General features: G+C 65.3%; 25 protein-coding genes and 1 pseudogene. All 26 read right to left on the bottom strand.

Going from position 1 to position 18,795, the window contains the following annotated elements; translation table 11 throughout:
* Window positions 1-2,205, bottom strand: coding sequence for a sensor histidine kinase (locus tag ACYU98_RS06420; protein ID WP_460467351.1), 2,205 nt, complete (start codon window positions 2,203-2,205; stop codon window positions 1-3).
* Between the two features lie 89 nt (window positions 2,206-2,294).
* The gene (locus tag ACYU98_RS06415; protein ID WP_460467350.1) at window positions 2,295-3,014 is read right to left on the bottom strand and encodes a hypothetical protein; all 720 of its coding nucleotides are present in this window, start codon (window positions 3,012-3,014) and stop codon (window positions 2,295-2,297) included.
* Window positions 3,015-3,041: 27 nt separating this feature from the next.
* The gene (locus ACYU98_RS06410; RefSeq protein ID WP_460467349.1) at window positions 3,042-4,718 is read right to left on the bottom strand and encodes a hypothetical protein; all 1,677 of its coding nucleotides are present in this window, start codon (window positions 4,716-4,718) and stop codon (window positions 3,042-3,044) included.
* A 17-nt stretch (window positions 4,719-4,735) separates the two neighbouring features.
* Window positions 4,736-5,764: an NPCBM/NEW2 domain-containing protein gene (locus ACYU98_RS06405; RefSeq protein ID WP_460467348.1), complete on the bottom strand. Its 1,029-nt coding sequence runs from the start codon at window positions 5,762-5,764 to the stop codon at window positions 4,736-4,738.
* Between the two features lie 547 nt (window positions 5,765-6,311).
* Window positions 6,312-7,478, bottom strand: a complete 1,167-nt coding sequence (locus ACYU98_RS06400) for a hypothetical protein (protein WP_460467425.1) — start codon at window positions 7,476-7,478, stop codon at window positions 6,312-6,314.
* Between the two features lie 57 nt (window positions 7,479-7,535).
* Window positions 7,536-7,598 (bottom strand): annotated as a pseudogene (locus ACYU98_RS06395) (zinc-ribbon domain-containing protein); the annotation flags it as partial.
* 102 nt (window positions 7,599-7,700) lie between these two features.
* On the bottom strand, window positions 7,701-8,564 hold the full coding sequence (map, locus tag ACYU98_RS06390) for a type I methionyl aminopeptidase (RefSeq protein WP_460467422.1): 864 nt from the start codon (window positions 8,562-8,564) through the stop codon (window positions 7,701-7,703).
* Window positions 8,565-8,568: 4 nt separating this feature from the next.
* The gene (locus ACYU98_RS06385) at window positions 8,569-9,144 is read right to left on the bottom strand and encodes an adenylate kinase (protein WP_460467347.1); all 576 of its coding nucleotides are present in this window, start codon (window positions 9,142-9,144) and stop codon (window positions 8,569-8,571) included.
* Between the two features lie 136 nt (window positions 9,145-9,280).
* Window positions 9,281-10,588, bottom strand: a complete 1,308-nt coding sequence (secY, locus tag ACYU98_RS06380; RefSeq protein WP_460467346.1) for a preprotein translocase subunit SecY — start codon at window positions 10,586-10,588, stop codon at window positions 9,281-9,283.
* 181 nt (window positions 10,589-10,769) lie between these two features.
* Window positions 10,770-11,249 carry a 50S ribosomal protein L15 gene (rplO, locus tag ACYU98_RS06375; RefSeq protein ID WP_460467345.1) on the bottom strand — a complete coding sequence of 160 codons (480 nt, stop codon included), beginning with the start codon at window positions 11,247-11,249 and terminating at the stop codon, window positions 10,770-10,772.
* Complete coding sequence (rpmD, locus tag ACYU98_RS06370; RefSeq protein WP_460467421.1) at window positions 11,249-11,431, bottom strand: 50S ribosomal protein L30; 183 nt, start codon at window positions 11,429-11,431, stop codon at window positions 11,249-11,251. The genes rplO and rpmD overlap by 1 nt, the downstream gene beginning before the upstream one ends.
* A complete protein-coding gene (gene rpsE, locus ACYU98_RS06365; RefSeq protein ID WP_460467344.1) occupies window positions 11,431-12,105 on the bottom strand; it encodes a 30S ribosomal protein S5 in 675 nt (224 codons plus the stop codon). The genes rpmD and rpsE overlap by 1 nt, the downstream gene beginning before the upstream one ends.
* Before the next feature lie 37 nt (window positions 12,106-12,142).
* On the bottom strand, window positions 12,143-12,523 hold the full coding sequence (gene rplR, locus ACYU98_RS06360) for a 50S ribosomal protein L18 (protein WP_460467343.1): 381 nt from the start codon (window positions 12,521-12,523) through the stop codon (window positions 12,143-12,145).
* Between the two features lie 3 nt (window positions 12,524-12,526).
* On the bottom strand, window positions 12,527-13,066 hold the full coding sequence (gene rplF, locus ACYU98_RS06355; protein ID WP_460467342.1) for a 50S ribosomal protein L6: 540 nt from the start codon (window positions 13,064-13,066) through the stop codon (window positions 12,527-12,529).
* A gap of 25 nt (window positions 13,067-13,091) precedes the next feature.
* Window positions 13,092-13,490, bottom strand: a complete 399-nt coding sequence (rpsH, locus tag ACYU98_RS06350; RefSeq protein WP_460467341.1) for a 30S ribosomal protein S8 — start codon at window positions 13,488-13,490, stop codon at window positions 13,092-13,094.
* Between the two features lie 151 nt (window positions 13,491-13,641).
* Entirely contained in the window at window positions 13,642-13,827 is a 186-nt protein-coding gene (locus tag ACYU98_RS06345; protein ID WP_460467340.1) for a type Z 30S ribosomal protein S14, read from the bottom strand.
* 1 nt (window position 13,828) lies between these two features.
* On the bottom strand, window positions 13,829-14,437 hold the full coding sequence (gene rplE / locus ACYU98_RS06340) for a 50S ribosomal protein L5 (protein WP_460467339.1): 609 nt from the start codon (window positions 14,435-14,437) through the stop codon (window positions 13,829-13,831).
* Window positions 14,437-14,778 (bottom strand): 50S ribosomal protein L24, encoded by a 342-nt coding sequence (gene rplX / locus ACYU98_RS06335; RefSeq protein ID WP_460467338.1) that lies wholly within the window; start codon window positions 14,776-14,778, stop codon window positions 14,437-14,439. The genes rplE and rplX overlap by 1 nt, the downstream gene beginning before the upstream one ends.
* A 4-nt stretch (window positions 14,779-14,782) precedes the next feature.
* The gene (rplN, locus tag ACYU98_RS06330; protein ID WP_460467337.1) at window positions 14,783-15,151 is read right to left on the bottom strand and encodes a 50S ribosomal protein L14; all 369 of its coding nucleotides are present in this window, start codon (window positions 15,149-15,151) and stop codon (window positions 14,783-14,785) included.
* A 275-nt stretch (window positions 15,152-15,426) separates the two neighbouring features.
* Window positions 15,427-15,708 (bottom strand): 30S ribosomal protein S17, encoded by a 282-nt coding sequence (gene rpsQ / locus ACYU98_RS06325; RefSeq protein WP_460467336.1) that lies wholly within the window; start codon window positions 15,706-15,708, stop codon window positions 15,427-15,429.
* A 2-nt stretch (window positions 15,709-15,710) separates the two neighbouring features.
* Window positions 15,711-15,962: a 50S ribosomal protein L29 gene (gene rpmC / locus ACYU98_RS06320; RefSeq protein WP_460467335.1), complete on the bottom strand. Its 252-nt coding sequence runs from the start codon at window positions 15,960-15,962 to the stop codon at window positions 15,711-15,713.
* On the bottom strand, window positions 15,962-16,381 hold the full coding sequence (rplP, locus tag ACYU98_RS06315) for a 50S ribosomal protein L16 (protein WP_460467334.1): 420 nt from the start codon (window positions 16,379-16,381) through the stop codon (window positions 15,962-15,964). Before rplP ends, rpmC begins: the two co-directional genes overlap by 1 nt.
* Window positions 16,381-17,232, bottom strand: a complete 852-nt coding sequence (rpsC, locus tag ACYU98_RS06310) for a 30S ribosomal protein S3 (protein WP_460467333.1) — start codon at window positions 17,230-17,232, stop codon at window positions 16,381-16,383. The genes rplP and rpsC overlap by 1 nt, the downstream gene beginning before the upstream one ends.
* A gap of 2 nt (window positions 17,233-17,234) precedes the next feature.
* A complete protein-coding gene (gene rplV / locus ACYU98_RS06305) occupies window positions 17,235-17,594 on the bottom strand; it encodes a 50S ribosomal protein L22 (protein ID WP_460467420.1) in 360 nt (119 codons plus the stop codon).
* Window positions 17,595-17,653: 59 nt separating this feature from the next.
* The gene (rpsS, locus tag ACYU98_RS06300) at window positions 17,654-17,935 is read right to left on the bottom strand and encodes a 30S ribosomal protein S19 (RefSeq protein ID WP_115923848.1); all 282 of its coding nucleotides are present in this window, start codon (window positions 17,933-17,935) and stop codon (window positions 17,654-17,656) included.
* Window positions 17,936-17,938: 3 nt separating this feature from the next.
* Window positions 17,939-18,775 (bottom strand): 50S ribosomal protein L2, encoded by an 837-nt coding sequence (gene rplB, locus ACYU98_RS06295; protein WP_460467332.1) that lies wholly within the window; start codon window positions 18,773-18,775, stop codon window positions 17,939-17,941.
* Window positions 18,776-18,795: the final 20 nt, after the last annotated feature.

Here is an 18,795-nt window from a genome sequence, read left to right as displayed (position 1 = left end):
TCACGAACCACTCTCGGCGAGCGCGGCTACACGCGCATGTCCCGCCTTCTCGGGACTCGTGTCGCCGTACGGGTGCCGCACGATCAAGTAGCTGCTGTGGTCGGTGCGCAGCTGCGCGGGTGACGCCAGATCCGCAAGCCGCTCACGCAACAGCGGCAGGTAAGGCGTGACCGTCACCGCGGCCAGGCTGCCCACCGGTCGGGGTGTAGTAGTCACGCGAATACAGGCACCGGCGATGTCGACGGCTTCCAGCGTGCGGAGCACTCGCCGTACGGACCCGATCTGTGCTGGTTCTGGCGGCACATGATTGGCGAGGGTCACGCTCGCCCCACGTTCTCGCAGCGCATCGACGGCAGCCCTCAGCTCGGTGGGCCACTGCGCCTCGGCGCCGCCGAGCACATCGCGCACCCGCGCTTCGTAGACGCGAGCGACTCGTTGCACCTGCGGATCGGTTGGATCCATCCGAGTGGTCGCGATGTCGACCAGGAACGGTTGGATGCGATCGCGCAGATCGCTCAACCGGTTGCCGAGCACCACCTGCCGGGCGCCGGCACGGATCGTTCGCTCAATGCTCAGGTCGTCGGCTTGAGCCCGGGCCGAGGCGTCCTGCACCACGCGCTGGACCGCGAAGAGGGCGACGTACGCCAACAGAATCCCGCCGACCGGAGACACGAGTGCGGGCGCGAAGTCGCGCAGTTGAGACCCGTCGATCCCCCGGCTCACCAGTCCGATGGTGGGCAAGCAGGCCAGCAACACGGCCCACGGCAGGGTGCGGATCACTGGCAATGAGGCGATCGCGAACAGCAACAATGGCGTTGTGCCACCGGCCAACCAGTAGGTCGTGGGACCGGATTGCGGCGACACCGAGAACAGACCGCTGGCCGTCGCCGCGAGCGCCGTGGCGATCAACGCGGTCGCCTCGAGCGTGGTTGCGGCCCGGCGACGGAGCACAGTCGCGGCGACGATCCAGGCAACGGTCACGATGCCGGTCGCTCCGAGTGCGACCTGTGGATGCTGCACGTGGCCTGCCATCGCGATCGCCTGGACCACGTTCAGCAGCACGAACGGGGCCCCAGCTTCGATCGTCAGCGCGCGAAAGCCGAACGCGTCCGTCCAGTCACGGCTCCCAGCCCGATCACCCCAGGTGAGGACGACGGCGGTGCCCCTGCTGTCGGAACTGACCGACACCTCGCCACCAACCGCCGCCAGTCTTTGGTGCATTCCTTGGTTGAGACCGAAATGGCCCCGCGGAACAACGGTGGGGTCGAAACCACGGCCCCGGTCGCGGACGGTGAGGCGGACGCCTTTCCCCCAGCGCCGCAGTTCCACCTCCGCATGGTCGGTGTCGGCGTGCTGACGCACATTGCGCAGCGCCTCTCGCGCCGCCTCGATGAGCGCGGTCGCGACGTCCTCGGGCAACGCGACATCCTCCGTACGCCATCGGATCCGGAGGTCGATCGCTGCGCCGACATCACGCAACCTGGTGGAAAACGGCGACCCCAACTCCGTGCCCGCCAGCACATCCATCGCGCGGACGGTCTCCTGCGCCGCAGCGACGATCTCTCGACGGCTGAGTTGCTCGGCGAGGGTGACCGCCTTCAACGCGTGCACGACACGGTCGTGCAGGAAGTGGTCGACCCATCGCGAATGGATCTCGGTTGCCAGCAGTTCCGCGTCGGCCCGCACCCGTGCGCGCGACCGCTGCGCCTGTTCCTCCCAGGTTTGCGCGGCGCGCAAACCACTGCGTACGACGAGGACCACCGCGACCACCGTCGCGGTCCGCGCGAACGAGTCGACGATCGAACTCAGCGGGTCCCCGCCCGGGGAACGGACGAGGGTGATCCCGACGAAGAGCACATCTGCGGCGAGGAACCAGGCGAGTCCGGCGATGCGCGGGAGACCGAGCACCACCAAGGAGCACCACAGCGGCAGGGAGTTGAGCAGAGCCGGATCCTTGACCGGAACGACGGCGGTCGTCACCGCGGTGGCCACGATCGCGACCGTCGACAGTCCCGGCCCGAACCCGTCACGCCAGACCGCGACAACGGACAAGGCGCTCAGGGACACACACCAGATCGCAGTCCCCGGGGATCCGACGCCGTTGCCCAACTGGACGGCGACCGAGAGCACCACGATCAGGGAACCTGCGGTGTAGAGCGACCGCAGGTTCCGACCGAATGCGGAGACCATTCCACCCCCGGTCACCGCTGGAGCAAACCCACCCATAACGCAGAGACTGACATCGCAGGCGGAGGTCGAGCCCTTTATTGCAAGATCACGCGATCCCTGCAAGATCACCGCACGATGCGGTCAGCAACCCCATCGTCGGCATCCAGCAGCGGGAGATCGTCGGGGGTGATCAGTAGCGTCGCGACGGCGTATTCGACCAGCACCATCCGCCGGTTCACCGCGAGGTCCGTCTCCGAACCACGCAAACCTCGTACGCCGGCGCGGCTGAGCTTGTCGCAGACGTTGTCGAGCTTGCGGTTGAACTTGGTTTGGGTCCAGTTCAGTCGGCGCGCGGCCTCCCCCGAGGTCGGGATCTCCCAGGCGCCCGAGCCGGAGTGTTTCAGCATCGGCTCGGCCAGCGCGACGATCGCCTGCAACTGGGAGACGGTGAAGGTCGTCGGCGCAATCGTGGTCTTGCCACGGGTCGGATCGCTGACGTGCGGCGTCGATTCGAAAACGTCGAGTTCAGAGCGCAGTTCGAGCTCATAGGTCGTCGCGCCGGCAGAGAAGGTGACCACGGACGGCGAGAAAACGATCGGCACCCCGGCGCCCGGCGCGACTGTCGAGCGCATCAGCCCGTTGCCACCGGTGATCGTCGCCGGCAACCGGGAGCCGACGTTGTGCAGCCACCACAGGCCTTCATGGCAACGGAACTCCAGGAAGTTGCGATGCAGATAGCCGTTGTCATCAAGCGCGAGATCACCCTGCCGCCCGACGGTGAACGTTCGATCATCAGAGATATCGAACAGTTCGCCCGCAAAATCGATGGTGAGTCCCCCGGCCATACCGGCAGTCTCTCATTGACGACGCCTTCATCGGACGTAGGTGACGACCTTCCCGTCGGAGACCACGATCCCATCGGCAGTGATCTCGGGAGCGACCGTCAGCCAGGCGGCCCGCCCGTCGCCACCGCTCGAGTCCTGGCCGCTGGGCAACGCGGACTGGAACTTCTCGGTGCCCTTGTCACGATCAATCCCGACCAGCAGCGCCCCGCGGCGCAGCACCACCGAGCCACCCGAACACCACAGACCGCTGACGTCCTTGCCCGGCTGCGTCCATTTGATCGACCCGTCCTCGGGATCAAGGCCGTAGTAGGTGTCGGACATCGAGGTGACCAAGCGGCCGCCGCAGTAGGCCACGGGTGACCCCTGCAGCTGATATTTCACGACAGCGGGCTTCGCTGGGTCGACGACCTGCCAACTCGTGGTGTCTCCGCTCCGGCTGCCCAGGATCAGCGGGGCTGTCGCGTCGTGGATCCAGACCGCTGCGAACTCGCTTTGACCGACTGGGTTCTTCCCGACGCTGAGCGAGCCGCCACTCACCGGGCGCGAAACAACCGTGTCACCCACGAGACCAACGACCTGGCCCGCGCCCGCATCAGCCGTCGGCGCACCGGTGGCGTCATCCAGGATCACCTGCCGACCACCCGAATCTGCCCCCACCAGGTAGAGCCGCCCCGATCGCAACTGGGCCGACAGGGCGCTGTCCGGACTCACCGCCACGATGCGCGACCAGGACGTCTTTCCCTCCTGCGAGATCTTGCTCAGTGTGTAGGTGTTCGACCCCGAGTCAGGTGTCGCACTCACATAGACCGCGGTGGGGCTCATACCGGCAAATGCCACGGCCTGGCTGCCCCCGGTCACCGGGATGGTGGCGACCTGCTTTCCGTCGGAAAGCCCGTACGTGATCAGTTGCGCCGGCGGTGCATCCGACCCACCGCTGGACGAGGAGTCCGTGGACGAACCGGAAGATCCGGAGTCCGCCGACGAGGTGTCGGCCGTCGACAGGCACCACAGGCGATCCGTTCCCGCGACGCATTGGAAGGAGCGGCCCTGCGGGACAGCGATCGTCCACTTGGTCCCGCCGGAGCTGTCGACGCCGGCGAACACTTGCGTCGAGGTGGAACTGCCGGTGCCGCTGTCGTAGACCGACTTGGAGACGCTCGCCAGCGTGAGGTCGCCGTCCTGGACAGCGCTCACCGAGCAGGTCGGCTCCGAGCCGGACGAACTCGAATCGCTGGAGGTGGTTGCCGGGCAGCCGAGGGATGGCGCGATCTGCGCCATGGTGCGCTGCCATTTCAATGCGGGCTGAGCCGACAGCGTGACCGCCCCGGCTGCCGCACCCGGGTCCGCCGCGGCAGCGCCGCGCGGCCAGAATGCGTACGCAGCCAGGGACCCCGCGGCCACCACGGCGACCGCTCCGGCGACGCCCCACAGACGGCCGTTGCCTCCCTTCGCGGCTGTCCGCGGCGCCGCTGGAACGGCATCGGCTGCTGGCGTGTAGCTGGCTGCGGGACCCGGCTGGCTCCACGACTGCGTACGCGGCAGGGCCGCCGGACCCGGAGTTGGCCGCGGTCGCAACGGAGCGACCACCGTCATATTGGGATCGAATCCGCCGCTGTTGGCAGGAGCGGCCGGCAGCGCGTGGCCACACTCGCCGCAGAACCGGGAACCTGCGTCGGCTCGCGCGCCGCAGTCACTACAGAACATGGGTGGCCTCCCTGCCATCATTCGGTGCTGGTCGGGCTCGGGACCTCGGAGTCGAGGCCGAGCAGGCGCGGGGTGCCGAGAACGTAGGTCGCTTGGTCGTCCTGGCCAAAACTCGACTTGCTGACCCGGAGCTCCAGGCGCAGTACCTTGGTGACATCGAGATCGAGAACGATCGGCGCACCGAAGGCGATGGTCTTCGACCACAGCTTCTTGCCGTCGCCGAAGACCTCGACCAGCCCGGTGGTCGTCGTCTGCGGCGACTGGTCGTCTTGGCCAACCGTGGCCCGGAACCGGCGGTAGTGAGTGCCGAGGTCGTAGGCCACGCTTCCCTGATCGGTTCCCCAATCCAGAGACCAGCTCAACGCGTGCGGATACTTCGTGCCTTTCATCGTCTGCACCCCAGATCCGATATCACCGCTCACGGACTGCAGGTCGTCCAGATAGGTGGTCACGGCCTGTTGCGTCACTGTGACCGATACAGAACCGCCCGTTGGGTCCCCGACCTTCGGGGTCTGCGCGACGATCTGCCCGACGTTTCCGTCCTCGACCAACTGCGGAACGGTCGTGATCGTGACTCCCGGCAACAGCGTCTGGGCATCCGCCACGGACTTACCAGTCAGGTTGGGCATCATCGCGGGAGCCGTCGGCGAAGCGGTGGTGCTGGTCGGCTCGGTGCTGCTCGGCTCAGTGCTGGTCGGCTCGGTGCTGCTCGAATCACTCGCCGATGCGTCAGTCGACACTGGCGATTTCCCCGCGGCCGTTGAGTCCGTTGAACCCGCAGTGGATTTCGACGTGGACCTGCTGGAGCTTGCGTTCGCAGCCGCATCGGATCCGCCTCCACGCAGCAGGAACATCCCGCTCGCGACCACGATTGCCACGACGAGCAGAGCCGCTGCGACCGCGAGGACCATGCCCTTGCGACGCCCTGGGCTCTGCTCCTGAAATTGCCGAGCGCCATAGGAGTCTGGTCCCGGGCCACGATCGGGCCCGGGCAACGCAACGGCCTGAGGCAACGGCGCGGTGTGATCGGCGGCTGTCGCTCCCACCGTGGCTCCGCAGGAGCCGCAGAACTTCGCCCCCCGATTCAACGGCGCCCCACACGTCTGACAGTTCATGACCCCTCCTCGTCTCGCCGCGCTGCAGGCGGCGAGGCAACGGTAGGACTCCCGCTGTGGCGGGCGCTTGTCCCGCAAGTTGGGGACAGAGCGCGATGAGCGATCATGGCAACGAGCAACAACATCGGTAGTGCTTCCGCGCTCCGACCGCCGGATCCGACCGGATAGATACGGCCGACGAGCACCACCGGGACAACGCCGATGACCGCAAGCACGACAGCCACCCACCACCACCATCTGGTTTGCGTGGCGACGGCAACCCAGGCCAGCGCAACGGCCACCACCGGCGCTAACAAGAGCAGTCCGACCCAGCGAGGCAGCAGGCCAAACAACCCGCCTTGCAGCAGATGTCGGGCAAACTGCTGGCCGGACAGCGCGGCTCCAACTCCTTCCCACGTTAGCGGAAGGGTCTCGGCCGCGACGGCAGCGGCAGTGCCGGAGAGCAGTCCGGTCCACAACAGCGACCGTCGGAGAGTGTTCATCGGGACTTGGCGGCTGCTTGGTCCAGCAACGTCGGAATCGCCCAGTCGGCTGCAGTTGAGGCGGTGGCCATAAGAGTGCCAACAAGGCTCACCGCGTAGCCGTCACCGCTAGGCACTGTCGCGATAACCAAGCGCTCGGTCTGCGCGCCTGTCACCGATCGACCGTCCATCAGGCTCAGCAGCGATCCGCTCCAATTCCCAGCCTCGTCACTGGACGCCTGCGCCTCGAGTCCCGACAGGGCGTACGAACCGTGGTGCCCAATGCCGCTCCACGTGCCGGATGCAGCATCGATCTCCACCCCCTTGATTCCGCCGCCCAGGTCCACCAGCTTGGACGAAGACACCACCACGCTCGCTTGCGCATCGGAGTTCCATTGCGACCAGCCAAGCAGGAACGCGAAGTCGCGCACCACCGCTTGCTCTGCTGGTGCGATCCGGCTGAGCGTCGCGTCCCGGTTCCCGGTTCCGAGCGCAACCGAGTTCAGGAACGCGGTAACGGCGGACTGCGGGGTCTTTTCAACCGTCGCAGCCGGAAGCTTGTCGGCATAGGTGGGCTCGAGATTCCGAGCCTTCGCTGCATAGTCCAGAGCCGTGTAGAGCGGACTGACGAACCACCCGTGTCCATCATTCACGGCCGTGAGCGCCAACTGGAAGTGGGTCGACGTCTGGAACTGTGCTACCGAATAGTTGCCGGCTGTGTAGTCCGACGGGATCAGCGCGCGCAGCAGCGTTGACAGTTGCCCGCGCTGAATCTCCACGTTGGCCGAACCGGCCGTGTAAACGACTTGTTGCACCCGCTGGCTGCGCGGAAGCACCTGCGAATGAACGTCGTTGAGCTGGAAAGTAACCCCGTCGAACTCGTGCCCCTGCTGGGTGGATCCGTGGCCGGCGCTCACCGCGCGCGCCTTTTTGACCAAGGCTCCGAACCCAATGGTCTCGTCCGGTTCGAGAGCATCAGCAAACGCGACGGGGTCCTTGGCTTTCAGCGCGGCAAGAAAGTTGTCGGCTGCCTGTTGCGGCGAGCTCGCTCCCTGCACCCCCTCGGATTTCAGCCACGTGTAGCTGAACCACCCGACACCCACCAGCAAACATACGGCGACCACCGCCGCGGCCATCCTGGCCAGAGCGCCGATCGACCGCTTCTGCGGGGATTTCTCAGGCACTCGCCCGCTCGGCAGCCGGATGTCCGGCCCTCGTGATTGCAATCCGACACGCGGTGCGCCACACCCGTTACAGAACTTGGCCTCCGGCGCGACCTGGGCGCCACATCTGTTGCAGAACATGGCTCCAGGGTGCTGGTACTACCCCGGCAACGGCACGTCCCCGATACTCGGGACTCCGCGCTCAACCCCGGGCCGAAGGAGCAGCGCGGCGCGGCCCACCGATCAGGCCAACGGACCGTACGGAGCGCCGATCGCTTCCAGCTCAGCCTGCCCGCCGTCGAGCGCGGTGAGCACCCACAGACCGTTCTCGGTCAGCGCGACGGTGTGTTCCCAATGCGCGGCCCGCGACCCGTCGTCCGTCACGACCGTCCAGTCATCGGCCAGGTCGTGGGTTTCGTACGTTCCCAAGGTCACCATCGGCTCGATCGCCACGGTGGCGCCGATGCGAATACGGGGGCCCTTGTCTCGTACGCGTTCGTTGTAGACCGTCGGCTCCATGTGCATCTCGCGGCCGATGCCGTGGCCGGTGTAGCCGTCGACGATCTCGTAGGCGACATCGAGACCGGCGCGACGGTCGGCCTCGCCGGACGCCTCGATCGAGTCCTGGACATCACCACCCAGTTCGTAAACTCCGCGGCCCTCGCGGAAGCCGCCGATGCCGGCCCACATCGACCGCCGAGTCGCCGCCGAGAGCGCGACGTCTTCGGGGCGAGCATGCAGGTCTCCCCCGACCACCAGGGTCAGCGCAGAGTCGCCATGCCACCCGTCGACGATCGCGCCGCAGTCGATGGAGAGCAGGTCGCCGTTGTGCAGTTCGCGCGAACCCGGGATTCCGTGAACAACCTCGTCGTTGACCGAGGTGCAGATCGATCCGGGGAAGCCCTGGTAGCCCAAGAACGACGGGGTTGCCCCATTGGTCCGGATGAACGACTCCGCCAGTTGGTCGAGGTCGCCGGTGGTGACGCCTTCGGCGGCGGCGGCAGAAAGCTCCTGCAGGCAGCGGCCGACCACCAAGCCGGCGCGCCGCATCGCGAGCAACTCCGGCGCCGACTTGACCGGAAGACGTTCCTTGCCCAAGCCGAGCATCACGTCAGCGGCTGACCGCTTCGGACAGGGCTGCCTCGATCCGGTCGGTGACCTCGGCGATCGAGCCCAACCCGTCGACGTCGACCAGCAGGCCACGCGAACGGTAGGTCTCGGACAGCGGCGCGGTCTCCTTGATGTAGATCTCCTGGCGGTCGCGGATGATCTCTTCTGTGTCGTCGGTGCGGCCACTGGTCTCGGCGCGCTTCAGCAGTCGCTGGATCAGCTCTTCGCTGTCGACCACGAGCTCGAGGATCGCATCGAGCGCGGTTCCCTGCGCGGTGAGCACCTCATCGAGGGCAGCCACCTGGTTCAGGGTGCGCGGGTAGCCGTCAAGCAAGAAGCCGGCCTTCGCGTCGTCCTGCTGGAGGCGATCGGCAACGATCGCGTTGGTGACCTCATCGGGAACGTAGCCACCGGCGTCCAGGATCGACTTCACCTGCTTGCCGAGCTCGGTCTCGTTCTTGATGTTCGCGCGGAAGATGTCGCCCGTGGAGATATGCGGGATGCCGTGACGCTCGCACAGGCCCTCGGCCTGCGTGCCTTTGCCCGCGCCGGGCGGGCCGAGAATGATCAGTCGCATCGCGCGAAACCTCCAAGGGTAGGAAAACTGGACACAGGCTACCGACCCACTACGTCAAACGCCGCACTTGCCCACGGACCCAGCAGGTATCCCTGCAGCGGGCGTGCGTAAATGCAGCGTTTGCGTGGTGGGACGACTACTTCAGGAAGCCTTCGTACGAGTGTTGCTGCAGCTTGGAGTCGATCTGCTTGACGGTCTCCAGACCGACACCGACCAGGATCAGGATCGAGGCACCGCCGAACGGGAAGTTCGAGCCTGCGCCCACCAGCGCCAGCATGATCAACGGGATCAGCGCCAACACCGCGAGGTAGAGCGCGCCCACCACGGTGATCCGGTTCAACACGTAGCCGATGTATTTGGCGGTCGCCGAACCGGCGCGCACACCCGGGATGAACGAGCCACCCTGCTTCAGGTTGTCGGCCACCTCGTCCGGCTGGTAGGTGATCGAGACGTAGAAGAAGGTGAAGAACAGCACCAACAAGGTGTAGATCGCCATGTACGTCCAGTGGTCACCGCGGGCCAGATACGTGTTGACGAACTGGGCGAAGCCGCCGCTCTGATCCAGGAAGGTAGACACCATGACCGGCAGCGACAGCAGCGACGAGGCGAAGATGATCGGGATCACGTTGGCCATGTTGAGCTTCAGCGGGATGTAGGTGGAGGTGCCGCCGTACATCCGTCGGCCGATCATCCGCTTGGCGTATTGAACCGGGATCCGTCGGATCGTGTTCTCGACGAACACAACGGCGATGGTGATCACGATGCCCATCACGCAGACCATGGCGAACTTGCCCCAGCCCTGGTCGTGGATGGCCCAGATCGAGGCCGGAACCTGCGCCGCGATGGCGGTCAGGATCAGCAGCGACATACCGTTGCCGACGCCGCGTTCGGTCACCTGCTCACCGAGCCACATGATCAAGCCGGTTCCAGCGGTCAACACCAGAACCATGATCACCAGCGTCGGGATGTTGTCGTCAGTGGTGATCGTCGGGCAGGTTGCGGCCGTTCCACCGATGAGGCGCGAAGGCGCGGCGGAGGCTCCGGCAACCAGCGTCGAGGACTGCAGCAGGGCAAGGCCGATGGTCAGATAACGCGTGTACTGCGTCATCTTGGTCTGACCGGACTGCCCCTCCTTCTTCAGCTGCTCGAAGCGCGGGATGACCACAGTCAGCAGCTGAATGATGATGCTCGCCGTGATGTAGGGCATGATCCCCAGCGCGAAGATCGAGAACTGCAGGAGGGCGCCACCGCTGAACAGGTTCGCCAAACCGAGCAGACTCTGCTGACCCGAGGCGTTCTTCTGACACTGCGTCAGCGCGGTGTAGCTGATCCCCGGCGTCGGGACGTGGGAACCGAGACGGAACACCGCCATCATCGCCAGCGTGAACAGCATCTTCTTGCGCAGGTCAGGCGTGGTGAACGCCCGGCCAAATGAAGACAGCAACGGATCCTCCTACGGACGCCGCTCAGGGCGGCGTTCGACCACACGGCCGAAAAGGTCAGGGCTGCCACCACACAGCGGGTGGCACGGAATCAAAACTCTACCTGCAACAACTTCGCCCCGAGGCGACCGGTTCCCGTAGGAAGCCGGTCACCCCGGGGCGAACGTCAGTTGCGTCGCAGGCTCACGCCTCGGTGATCGAGCCGCCAGCGGCTTCGATCTTCTCCTTGGCGGAGGCCGAGAACTTCTGCACGGTGAGATCAACCTTGACGGTGATCTCACCGGTGCCGAGGACCTTCACCGGCTGGCCCTTGCGGACCGCGCCCTTGGCGAGGAGGTCTTCGACGGTCACGGTGCCGCCCTCGGGGAAGAGGGAGGAGATCTTGTCGAGGTTGACGACCTGGAAGGTCACCTTGAACGGGTTCTTGAACCCCTTCAGCTTGGGCAGACGCATGTGCAGCGGCGTCTGACCACCCTCGAAACCTGCCGGCACCTGGTAACGAGCCTTGGTGCCCTTGGTACCGCGGCCCGCGGTCTTGCCCTTGGAGCCTTCACCGCGACCCACACGGGTCTTGGCGGTCTTAGCTCCGGGGGCAGGACGCAGGTGGTGGACCTTCAGAGCGTGCGTCTTAGCGCCGCTCTCGGTCTGCGTGTTTTCAGCCATCAGTCAATCTCCTCAACGGTCACCAAGTGGCGCACCGTCTGGACCATGCCACGAAGTTCCGGGCGGTCCTGCTTCTCGACGGTGTGGCCGATGCGCTTGAGACCGAGCGAACGCAGGGTCTCGCGAGCCTTCGGCTTCTCACCGATCTCGGAACGGATCTGGGTCACCTTGAACGTCGCCATCATGCACCAGCCTTCTCGGCCGTAGCCGCAGCCATAGCGCGCTGCATCGCAACCGGGGCAACCGCATCGAGCGGGAGGCCACGACGAGCCGCAACGGCCTCCGGACGCTCCAGCCCCTGCAGGGCGGCAACGGTGGCGTGCACGATGTTGATCGCGTTCGACGAACCGAGCGACTTGCTCAGCACGTCGTGGACGCCGGCGCACTCCAGGACGGCGCGCACCGGACCACCGGCGATGACACCGGTACCGGCAGCAGCCGGACGCAGCAGCACTACACCAGCAGCAGCCTCACCCTGAACCGGGTGCGGAATGGTGCCACCGATCATCGGGACGCGGAAGAAGTTCTTCTTCGCCTCCTCGACGGCCTTGGCGATAGCGAGCGGAACTTCCTTCGCCTTGCCGTAGCCGACACCGACGGTGCCTGCGCCATCGCCGACGACGACCAGAGCGGTGAAGCTGAAGCGACGACCACCCTTGACGACCTTGGCGACACGGTTGATGGTGACGACGCGCTCCAGGAACTGGTTGCGGTCCTCGTTGGCGTTGTTGCGACGGTTGTCGCGACCGCCGTCACGGCCACCGCGGCCGTTGTTGCGACGGTCGTTGTTGTTGTCGCCGGTGTTCTCGGGGCCCTGGGTGGAGCCAGCAGCACCTCGACGCTGGGGTCCAGCCATCAGTGGTTCCTCATCTCGACAGTGTTGTAGGTGTAGGTCACAGCGTCAGTCCACCCTCACGGGCGCCATCGGCAATGGCCGCAACCCGACCGGCGTAGCGGTTACCACCACGGTCGAACACGACGGCCTCGATGCCGAGGTCCTTCGCGCGGGCGGCCACGAGCTCGCCGACCTTCTTGGCCTTGGCGGTCTTGTCGCCGTCCAGGGCGCGCAGGTCCGCTTCCATCGTGGAGACGCAGACAACGGTCTTGCCGACGGTGTCGTCGACAACCTGAACGAACAAGTGACGCGAGCTACGCGAAACAACCAGACGCGGGCGCTCGGCAGTGCCGGTGATGCGCTTGCGCAGACGGGTGTGACGGCGTACGCGGGCTGCCGACTTGCTCGACGAGCGCTTGACGATACGTGCGTTTGCCATGGCTTACTTACCGGCCTTTCCGACCTTGCGGCGGATGTGCTCACCCTCGTAGCGCACGCCCTTGGCCTTGTACGGGTCCGGGCGACGCAACTTGCGGATGTTCGCAGAGACCTCGCCGACCAACTGCTTGTCGATGCCGCTCACCGAGAACCGGGTCGGGTTCTCGACGGTGAACGAAATGCCCTCGGGAGCCTTGACCACAATGGTGTGGCTGTAGCCGAGCGCGAACTCCAGGTCGGAGCCCTTGGCGGTCACGCGGTAACCGGTGCCGTGGATTTCCAACTTCTTGGTGTAACCCTCGGTCACCCCGATCACCATGTTGTGGATCAGGCTGCGAGTCAGACCGTGACGCGAACGCGCCTCACGATCGTCGTTCGGGCGGGTGACCGCGACGGTGCCGTCGTCGCTCTTGGCGACGGAGATCGGCGACGGAACGGTCAGCGCGAGGGAACCCTTGGGGCCCTTCACAGCGACGCTCTGGCCGTCGATGGTGATGTCAACACCGTTCGGCACGGGAACCGGAAGACGTCCGATACGAGACATTGTCTATTCCTCCTTTGTTCCCGGATTACCAGACGTAGGCGAGGACTTCCCCACCTACACCCTTGGACGCGGCCTGCCGGTCGGTCAACAGACCGGAAGACGTGGAAAGGATCGCAACGCCCAAGCCACCAAGAACCCGCGGAAGGTTCGTGGACTTGGCGTAAACCCGAAGGCCCGGCTTCGAGACGCGGCGCACTCCAGCAATGGAGCGCTCCCGGTTCGGGCCGTACTTCAGGTCAACGATCAGGGTCTTGCCCACCGTGGCGTCTTCGACGCGGAAACCCGAGATGTAACCCTCGGACTTCAGAATCTCGGCGATGTGGGACTTGAGCTTCGAATACGGCATTGACGTCGAGTCGTGGTGCGCCGAGTTGGCGTTCCGGACTCGGGTCAGCATGTCCGCAATCGGGTCGGTCATGGTCATTGGGCTGTCCCGCCCTCCCTCACCGCGGTTTCAGTCACGAGGTTTCGTGGCCGACCTGCGGTGTAGATCTGAACTAACGAATGAATAGCTGGTGTGCTGGGTAAAGCCCGTCGCGACAACGCTCCGGAGAACGAGCGTCGCGACGCAGCGACTACCAGCTGGACTTGGTGACGCCGGGCAGCTCGCCGCGGTGTGCCATCTCGCGCAAGCAAATACGGCACAGGCCGAACTTGCGGTAGACCGAGTGCGGGCGACCGCAGCGCTGGCAGCGCGTGTAGGCACGAACCTCGAACTTGGGCTTCTTGTTCGCCTTGTTGATCAGGGCTTTCTTCGCCATGTCACTTCTCCTTGAACGGGAAGCCCAGCTGGCGAAGCAGCGCGCGACCCTCATCGTCGGTGGCGGCAGTGGTCACGACGGTGATGTCCATGCCACGCACGCGGTCGATCTTGTCCTGGTCGATCTCGTGGAACATCGACTGCTCGTTCAGACCGAAGGTGTAGTTGCCGTTGCCGTCGAACTGCTTCGGCGACAGACCGCGGAAGTCACGGATACGCGGCAGCGCAACCGAGACCAGACGGTCCAGGAACTCCCACATGCGGTCGCCGCGCAGCGTGGTGTGCGCACCGATCGGCATGCCTTCGCGCAGCTTGAACTGCGCGATCGACTTGCGGGCCTTGGTGACGGTCGGCTTCTGACCGGTGATCAGGGACAAGTCCTTGACCGCGCCGTCAATCAGCTTGCTGTCGCGGGCAGCGTCGCCGACACCCATGTTCACAACGACCTTGGTGACACCCGGGACCTGCATGACGTTGGCGAAGGAGAACTCCTCCATCAACGCCGGCTTGATCTCGGCGTGGTAGCGAGCCTTCAGCCGCGGGGTGACCGAAGCGCTGGTTGTACCAGCGGTCTCGGTGGCCTCGGTGCCTTCAGTGGTTTCGATGCTCATCAGAGGTCCTTGCCCGAGCGAACGGACACGCGGGTCCGTACGGTCTTGGTCTTGCCGTCACGCTCGACGGACTCGACGCGGGTCTTGATGCGCGTCGGCTTCTTGGTCTCGGGGTCGACGAACATCACGTTGGAAACGTGGATCGGCGCCTCGACGACCTGGATGCCACCGCTGGCCTGGCCGGGCCGGCCGGCGCGCAGGTGCTTGGTCACGCGGTTGATGCCCTCGACCAGCACACGCTCGGTCTCCCGGTTAACCGAGATGACCTTGCCCTGCTTGCCCTTGTCGGGGCCGCTGATGACCTGAACCAGGTCGTTCTTCTTGATCTTGATCTTCGCCATGAGGTCAGAGCACCTCCGGAGCCAGCGAAATGATCTTCATGAACTTCTTCTCACGCAGCTCACGACCCACGGGGCCGAAGATGCGGGTGCCACGAGGGTCACCGTCGTTCTTGAGGATCACCGCGGCGTTTTCGTCGAAGCGGATGTAGCTGCCGTCGGGACGACGACGCTCTTTACGGGTACGGACGATTACCGCCTTGACAACGTCGCCCTTCTTGACGTTGCCACCGGGGATGGCGTCCTTGACGGTGGCCACGATGGTGTCACCGATGCTGGCGTAGCGACGACCAGAGCCACCGAGAACACGGATGCAAAGGATTTCCTTCGCACCGGTGTTGTCGGCGACGCGCAGTCGCGACTCCTGCTGGATCACAGTTCTTCTCCTGTCGTCTCACTGGTTCTCGCGGCCCCGGGGGGCCCGAGCCTTGCGGAACGGATACATGTACGTCCCGACGTCCGACGGCTGACCATTGCTAGTCATGCCGAAGCTCCGTGATTTGTCACGGAGCTGGCACATCCGTTCGGATGTCGAGGTGGTGGGCGCCATACGGCGACGGTCCAGTCTACGGGCCGACGTCGTACGGCTCCAAATCCGTGGTCGCGTCGCGAAGACGCGACCACGGAAACGATTGCAAAGCCGTGGAGCTGTTACTTCGCCTTTTCGAGGATCTCGACAACACGCCAGCGCTTCTGCGCCGACAGCGGTCGGGTCTCCATGATCAGAACGAGGTCACCAACGCCGGCCGAGTTGTCCTCGTCGTGCGCCTTCACACGGCTGGCCTTCTTCAAGACCTTGCCGTAGAGGGCGTGCTTGACGCGGTCCTCAACCTCGACCACCACGGTCTTGTCCATCTTGTCGCTGACGACGAAGCCCTGGCGGGCCTTGCGGTCGTTGCGCTCGTTGGACTCGGGTGCGGTCTGCTGCGACATGTTCAGCTCACCTTCTCATCGCTTGCGGACGGCGCCCGACCGATGCCGAGCTCGCGCTCACGCATTTCGGTGTAGATGCGGGCGATGTCCTTGCGGACTGCGCGCAACCGGGCGTTGTTCTCCAGTTGGCCGGTGGCCGACTGGAATCGCAGGTTGAACAGTTCCTGCTTCGATGTGGCCAGCGACGCGACGAGAGCGTCGTTATCGAGCTCGCGCAGCTTGGTCGTGGCGAGGTCCTGGGAACCCAGAGCCATCAGAAGTCACCACCTTCACGTGCGACGAAGCGGCACTTCATCGGCAACTTGTGCATCGCCAGGCGCAGGGCCTCGCGAGCGGTCTCTTCGGATACACCGGACAGCTCGAACATGACGCGACCCGGCTTGACATTGGCAACCCACCACTCCGGCGAACCCTTACCGGAACCCATGCGGGTTTCGGCCGGCTTCTTCGTCAGCGGACGGTCGGGGTAGATGTTGATCCACACCTTTCCGCCACGCTTCATGTAGCGGGTCATGGCGATACGAGCGGACTCGATCTGCCGGTTGGTGACGTAGGCGGGCTCGAGAGCCTGGATGCCGAAGTCACCGAACGAGACCGCGGTGCCGCCCTTGGCGGCTCCGCTGCGACCCGGGTGGTGCTGCTTGCGGTGCTTAACTCGACGCGGAATCAACATCAGGCGTCGCCTCCCTCAGTGGTAGCAGGAGCGGCTTCGACAGCGGCCGGCGCGGTCTGCGGTGCGGCCTCAGCTGCACCGTCGGCGGGGGCCTGGTCGCGACGACCACCACGGGCGCCACGGTCACCACCGCGGTCGCCACGCACCGGACGGTCGTCACGACGACGGTTCGGACGGGACGGCGCGGAGGCCTGCTCGCGAGCGAGCTCCTTGGCGGTGAGGTCACCGTTGTAGATCCAGACCTTGACACCGATGCGGCCGAACGTCGTACGAGCCTCGTAGAAGCCGTAGTCGATGTTGGCGCGCAGGGTGTGCAGCGGCACACGACCTTCACGGTAGAACTCGGTGCGGCTCATCTCGGCGCCATTCAGACGACCGGCGACCATCACCTTGATGCCCTTGACACCGGCCCGCTGCGCGGACTGGATGCTCTTGCGGGTCGCACGACGGAAGTTCACACGAGCAGCGAGCTGCTCGGCGACACCCTGGGCGACCAGCTGAGCGTTGGCCTCGGGGTTCTTGACCTCGAGGATGTTCAGCTGGACCTGCTTGCCGGTCAACTTCTCCAGCGAGCTGCGCAGGCGGTCGGCCTCGGCGCCGCGGCGACCGATGACGATGCCCGGGCGCGCGGTGTGGATGTCAACGCGTACGCGGTCACGGGTGCGCTCGATCTCCACGTGGGAGATACCGGCGCGCTCCATGCCCTTGGCCATCAGCTTGCGGATCGCGACGTCTTCCTTGACGTAGTCGCTGTAACGCTGACCCGCCTTGGTGCTGTCTGCGAACCAGCGGCTCTTGTGCTCGGTCGTGATACCGAGACGGAACCCGTTCGGGTGGATTTTCTGACCCATGATTAGCGGCCTCCGTCCTTGCTGTCGACGAACACGGTGATGTGGCTGCTGCGCTTGTTGATGCGGCTCGCGCGGCCCTGAGCCCGCGGGCGGAACCGCTTCATCGTCGGACCTTCGTCCACATATGCGGCAGTGACCACGAGGTTGCGCTCGTCGAAGGCGACGGAGTGCTTGTCAGCCAACACACGAGCGTTGGCGATGGCGCTGTTCAGCACCTTCAGCACCGGCTCGCTCGCGCTTTGCGGCGCGAAGGTGAGCACGCGGATCGCCTCTTGGGTGTCCTTGCCACGAATCAGGTCCACGACGCGGCGGGCCTTCATCGGCGTCACACGGACATACCGCGCCTGCGCCTTGGCTTCCATCGCTGTCCCTTTGCTTTCGGTAGTTGCAGTCATATCGACTCTCACCAGGTGCCGCCGCGTCAGCGGCGGCGACCCTTCTTGTCGTCCTTCTCGTGACCCTTGAAGGTCCGAGTCGGGGCGAACTCACCCAACTTGTGGCCAACCATCGACTCGGTGACGAACACCGGGACGTGCTTGCGGCCGTCGTGCACGGCCAGCGTGTGGCCGAGCATGTCCGGGGTGATCATCGAGCGACGCGACCAGGTCTTGATGACGTTCTTGGTGCCGGCTTCGTTCTGGGCCTCGACCTTCTTGGCGAGGTGGTCGTCGACGAAGGGACCCTTCTTCAGGCTACGAGGCATCTCTTAGCGCTTCTTTCCAGTACGACGGCGGCGAACGATCATCTTGTCGCTGCTCTTGTTCGGGCGGCGGGTGCGGCCTTCCTTCTGGCCCCACGGCGACACAGGGTGACGGCCACCAGAGGTCTTGCCTTCACCACCACCGTGCGGGTGATCGACCGGGTTCATGGCGACACCGCGGACGGTCGGGCGCTTGCCCTTCCAACGCATACGGCCGGCCTTGCCCCAGTTGATGTTGCTCTGCTCGGCGTTACCCACCTCGCCGACAGTCGCGCGGCAGCGGACGTCGACGTTGCGGATTTCACCGGACGGCATACGCAACTGCGCGTACGGGCCATCCTTGGCAACCAGCTGCACGCGGGCACCAGCCGAGCGGGCGATCTTCGCACCGCCACCGGGCCGAAGCTCGATGCAGTGGATGACCGTACCGGTCGGGATGTTGCGCAGCGGCAGGTTGTTGCCCGGCTTGATGTCGGCGCCCGGGCCGTTCTCGATGCTGTCACCCTGCGACAAGCGGTTCGGCGCAATGATGTAGCGCTTCTCGCCATCGGCGTAGTGCAGCAACGCGATGCGGGCGGTGCGGTTCGGGTCGTACTCGATGTGAGCGACCTTCGCCGGGATGCCGTCCTTGTCGTGACGACGGAAGTCGATCACGCGGTAGGCGCGCTTGTGACCGCCACCGATGTGGCGAGTCGTGATACGACCCGAGGCGTTGCGGCCACCGGTCTTGGAGAGCGGACGAACCAGGGACTTCTCCGGCGTCGAGCGCGTGATTTCGACAAAGTCGGCCACGCTCGAGCCACGACGTCCCGGCGTCGTCGGCTTGTACTTACGAATACCCATGTCAGTTACCTGTCCTCGCC

The sequence above is a fragment of the Calidifontibacter terrae genome (genome assembly GCF_054778835.1).
Note: the sequence above shows the minus strand (reverse complement) of the source record. Positions and strands in the feature narration are given on the sequence as shown.

Excerpts from the sequence above, each read along its gene's own strand:
- ACYU98_RS06415 (WP_460467350.1), bottom strand. The coding sequence starts at position 3,014 with ATGGCCGGGGGACTCACCATCGATTTTGCGGGCGAACTGTTCGATATC.
- ACYU98_RS06410 (WP_460467349.1), bottom strand. The coding sequence starts at position 4,718 with ATGTTCTGTAGTGACTGCGGCGCGCGAGCCGACGCAGGTTCCCGGTTC.
- map (WP_460467422.1), bottom strand. The coding sequence starts at position 8,564 with ATGCTCGGCTTGGGCAAGGAACGTCTTCCGGTCAAGTCGGCGCCGGAG.
- ACYU98_RS06385 (WP_460467347.1), bottom strand. The coding sequence starts at position 9,144 with ATGCGACTGATCATTCTCGGCCCGCCCGGCGCGGGCAAAGGCACGCAG.
- rplO (WP_460467345.1), bottom strand. The coding sequence starts at position 11,249 with ATGGCTGAAAACACGCAGACCGAGAGCGGCGCTAAGACGCACGCTCTG.
- rpmD (WP_460467421.1), bottom strand. The coding sequence starts at position 11,431 with ATGGCGACGTTCAAGGTGACCCAGATCCGTTCCGAGATCGGTGAGAAG.
- rpsE (WP_460467344.1), bottom strand. The coding sequence starts at position 12,105 with ATGGCTGGACCCCAGCGTCGAGGTGCTGCTGGCTCCACCCAGGGCCCC.
- rplR (WP_460467343.1), bottom strand. The coding sequence starts at position 12,523 with ATGGCAAACGCACGTATCGTCAAGCGCTCGTCGAGCAAGTCGGCAGCC.
- rplF (WP_460467342.1), bottom strand. The coding sequence starts at position 13,066 with ATGTCTCGTATCGGACGTCTTCCGGTTCCCGTGCCGAACGGTGTTGAC.
- rpsH (WP_460467341.1), bottom strand. The coding sequence starts at position 13,490 with ATGACCATGACCGACCCGATTGCGGACATGCTGACCCGAGTCCGGAAC.
- ACYU98_RS06345 (WP_460467340.1), bottom strand. The coding sequence starts at position 13,827 with ATGGCGAAGAAAGCCCTGATCAACAAGGCGAACAAGAAGCCCAAGTTC.
- rplE (WP_460467339.1), bottom strand. The coding sequence starts at position 14,437 with ATGAGCATCGAAACCACTGAAGGCACCGAGGCCACCGAGACCGCTGGT.
- rplX (WP_460467338.1), bottom strand. The coding sequence starts at position 14,778 with ATGGCGAAGATCAAGATCAAGAAGAACGACCTGGTTCAGGTCATCAGC.
- rpsQ (WP_460467336.1), bottom strand. The coding sequence starts at position 15,708 with ATGTCGCAGCAGACCGCACCCGAGTCCAACGAGCGCAACGACCGCAAG.
- rpmC (WP_460467335.1), bottom strand. The coding sequence starts at position 15,962 with ATGGCTCTGGGTTCCCAGGACCTCGCCACGACCAAGCTGCGCGAGCTC.
- rplP (WP_460467334.1), bottom strand. The coding sequence starts at position 16,381 with ATGTTGATTCCGCGTCGAGTTAAGCACCGCAAGCAGCACCACCCGGGT.
- rpsC (WP_460467333.1), bottom strand. The coding sequence starts at position 17,232 with ATGGGTCAGAAAATCCACCCGAACGGGTTCCGTCTCGGTATCACGACC.
- rplV (WP_460467420.1), bottom strand. The coding sequence starts at position 17,594 with ATGGAAGCCAAGGCGCAGGCGCGGTATGTCCGTGTGACGCCGATGAAG.
- rpsS (WP_115923848.1), bottom strand. The coding sequence starts at position 17,935 with ATGCCTCGTAGCCTGAAGAAGGGTCCCTTCGTCGACGACCACCTCGCC.
- rplB (WP_460467332.1), bottom strand. The coding sequence starts at position 18,775 with ATGGGTATTCGTAAGTACAAGCCGACGACGCCGGGACGTCGTGGCTCG.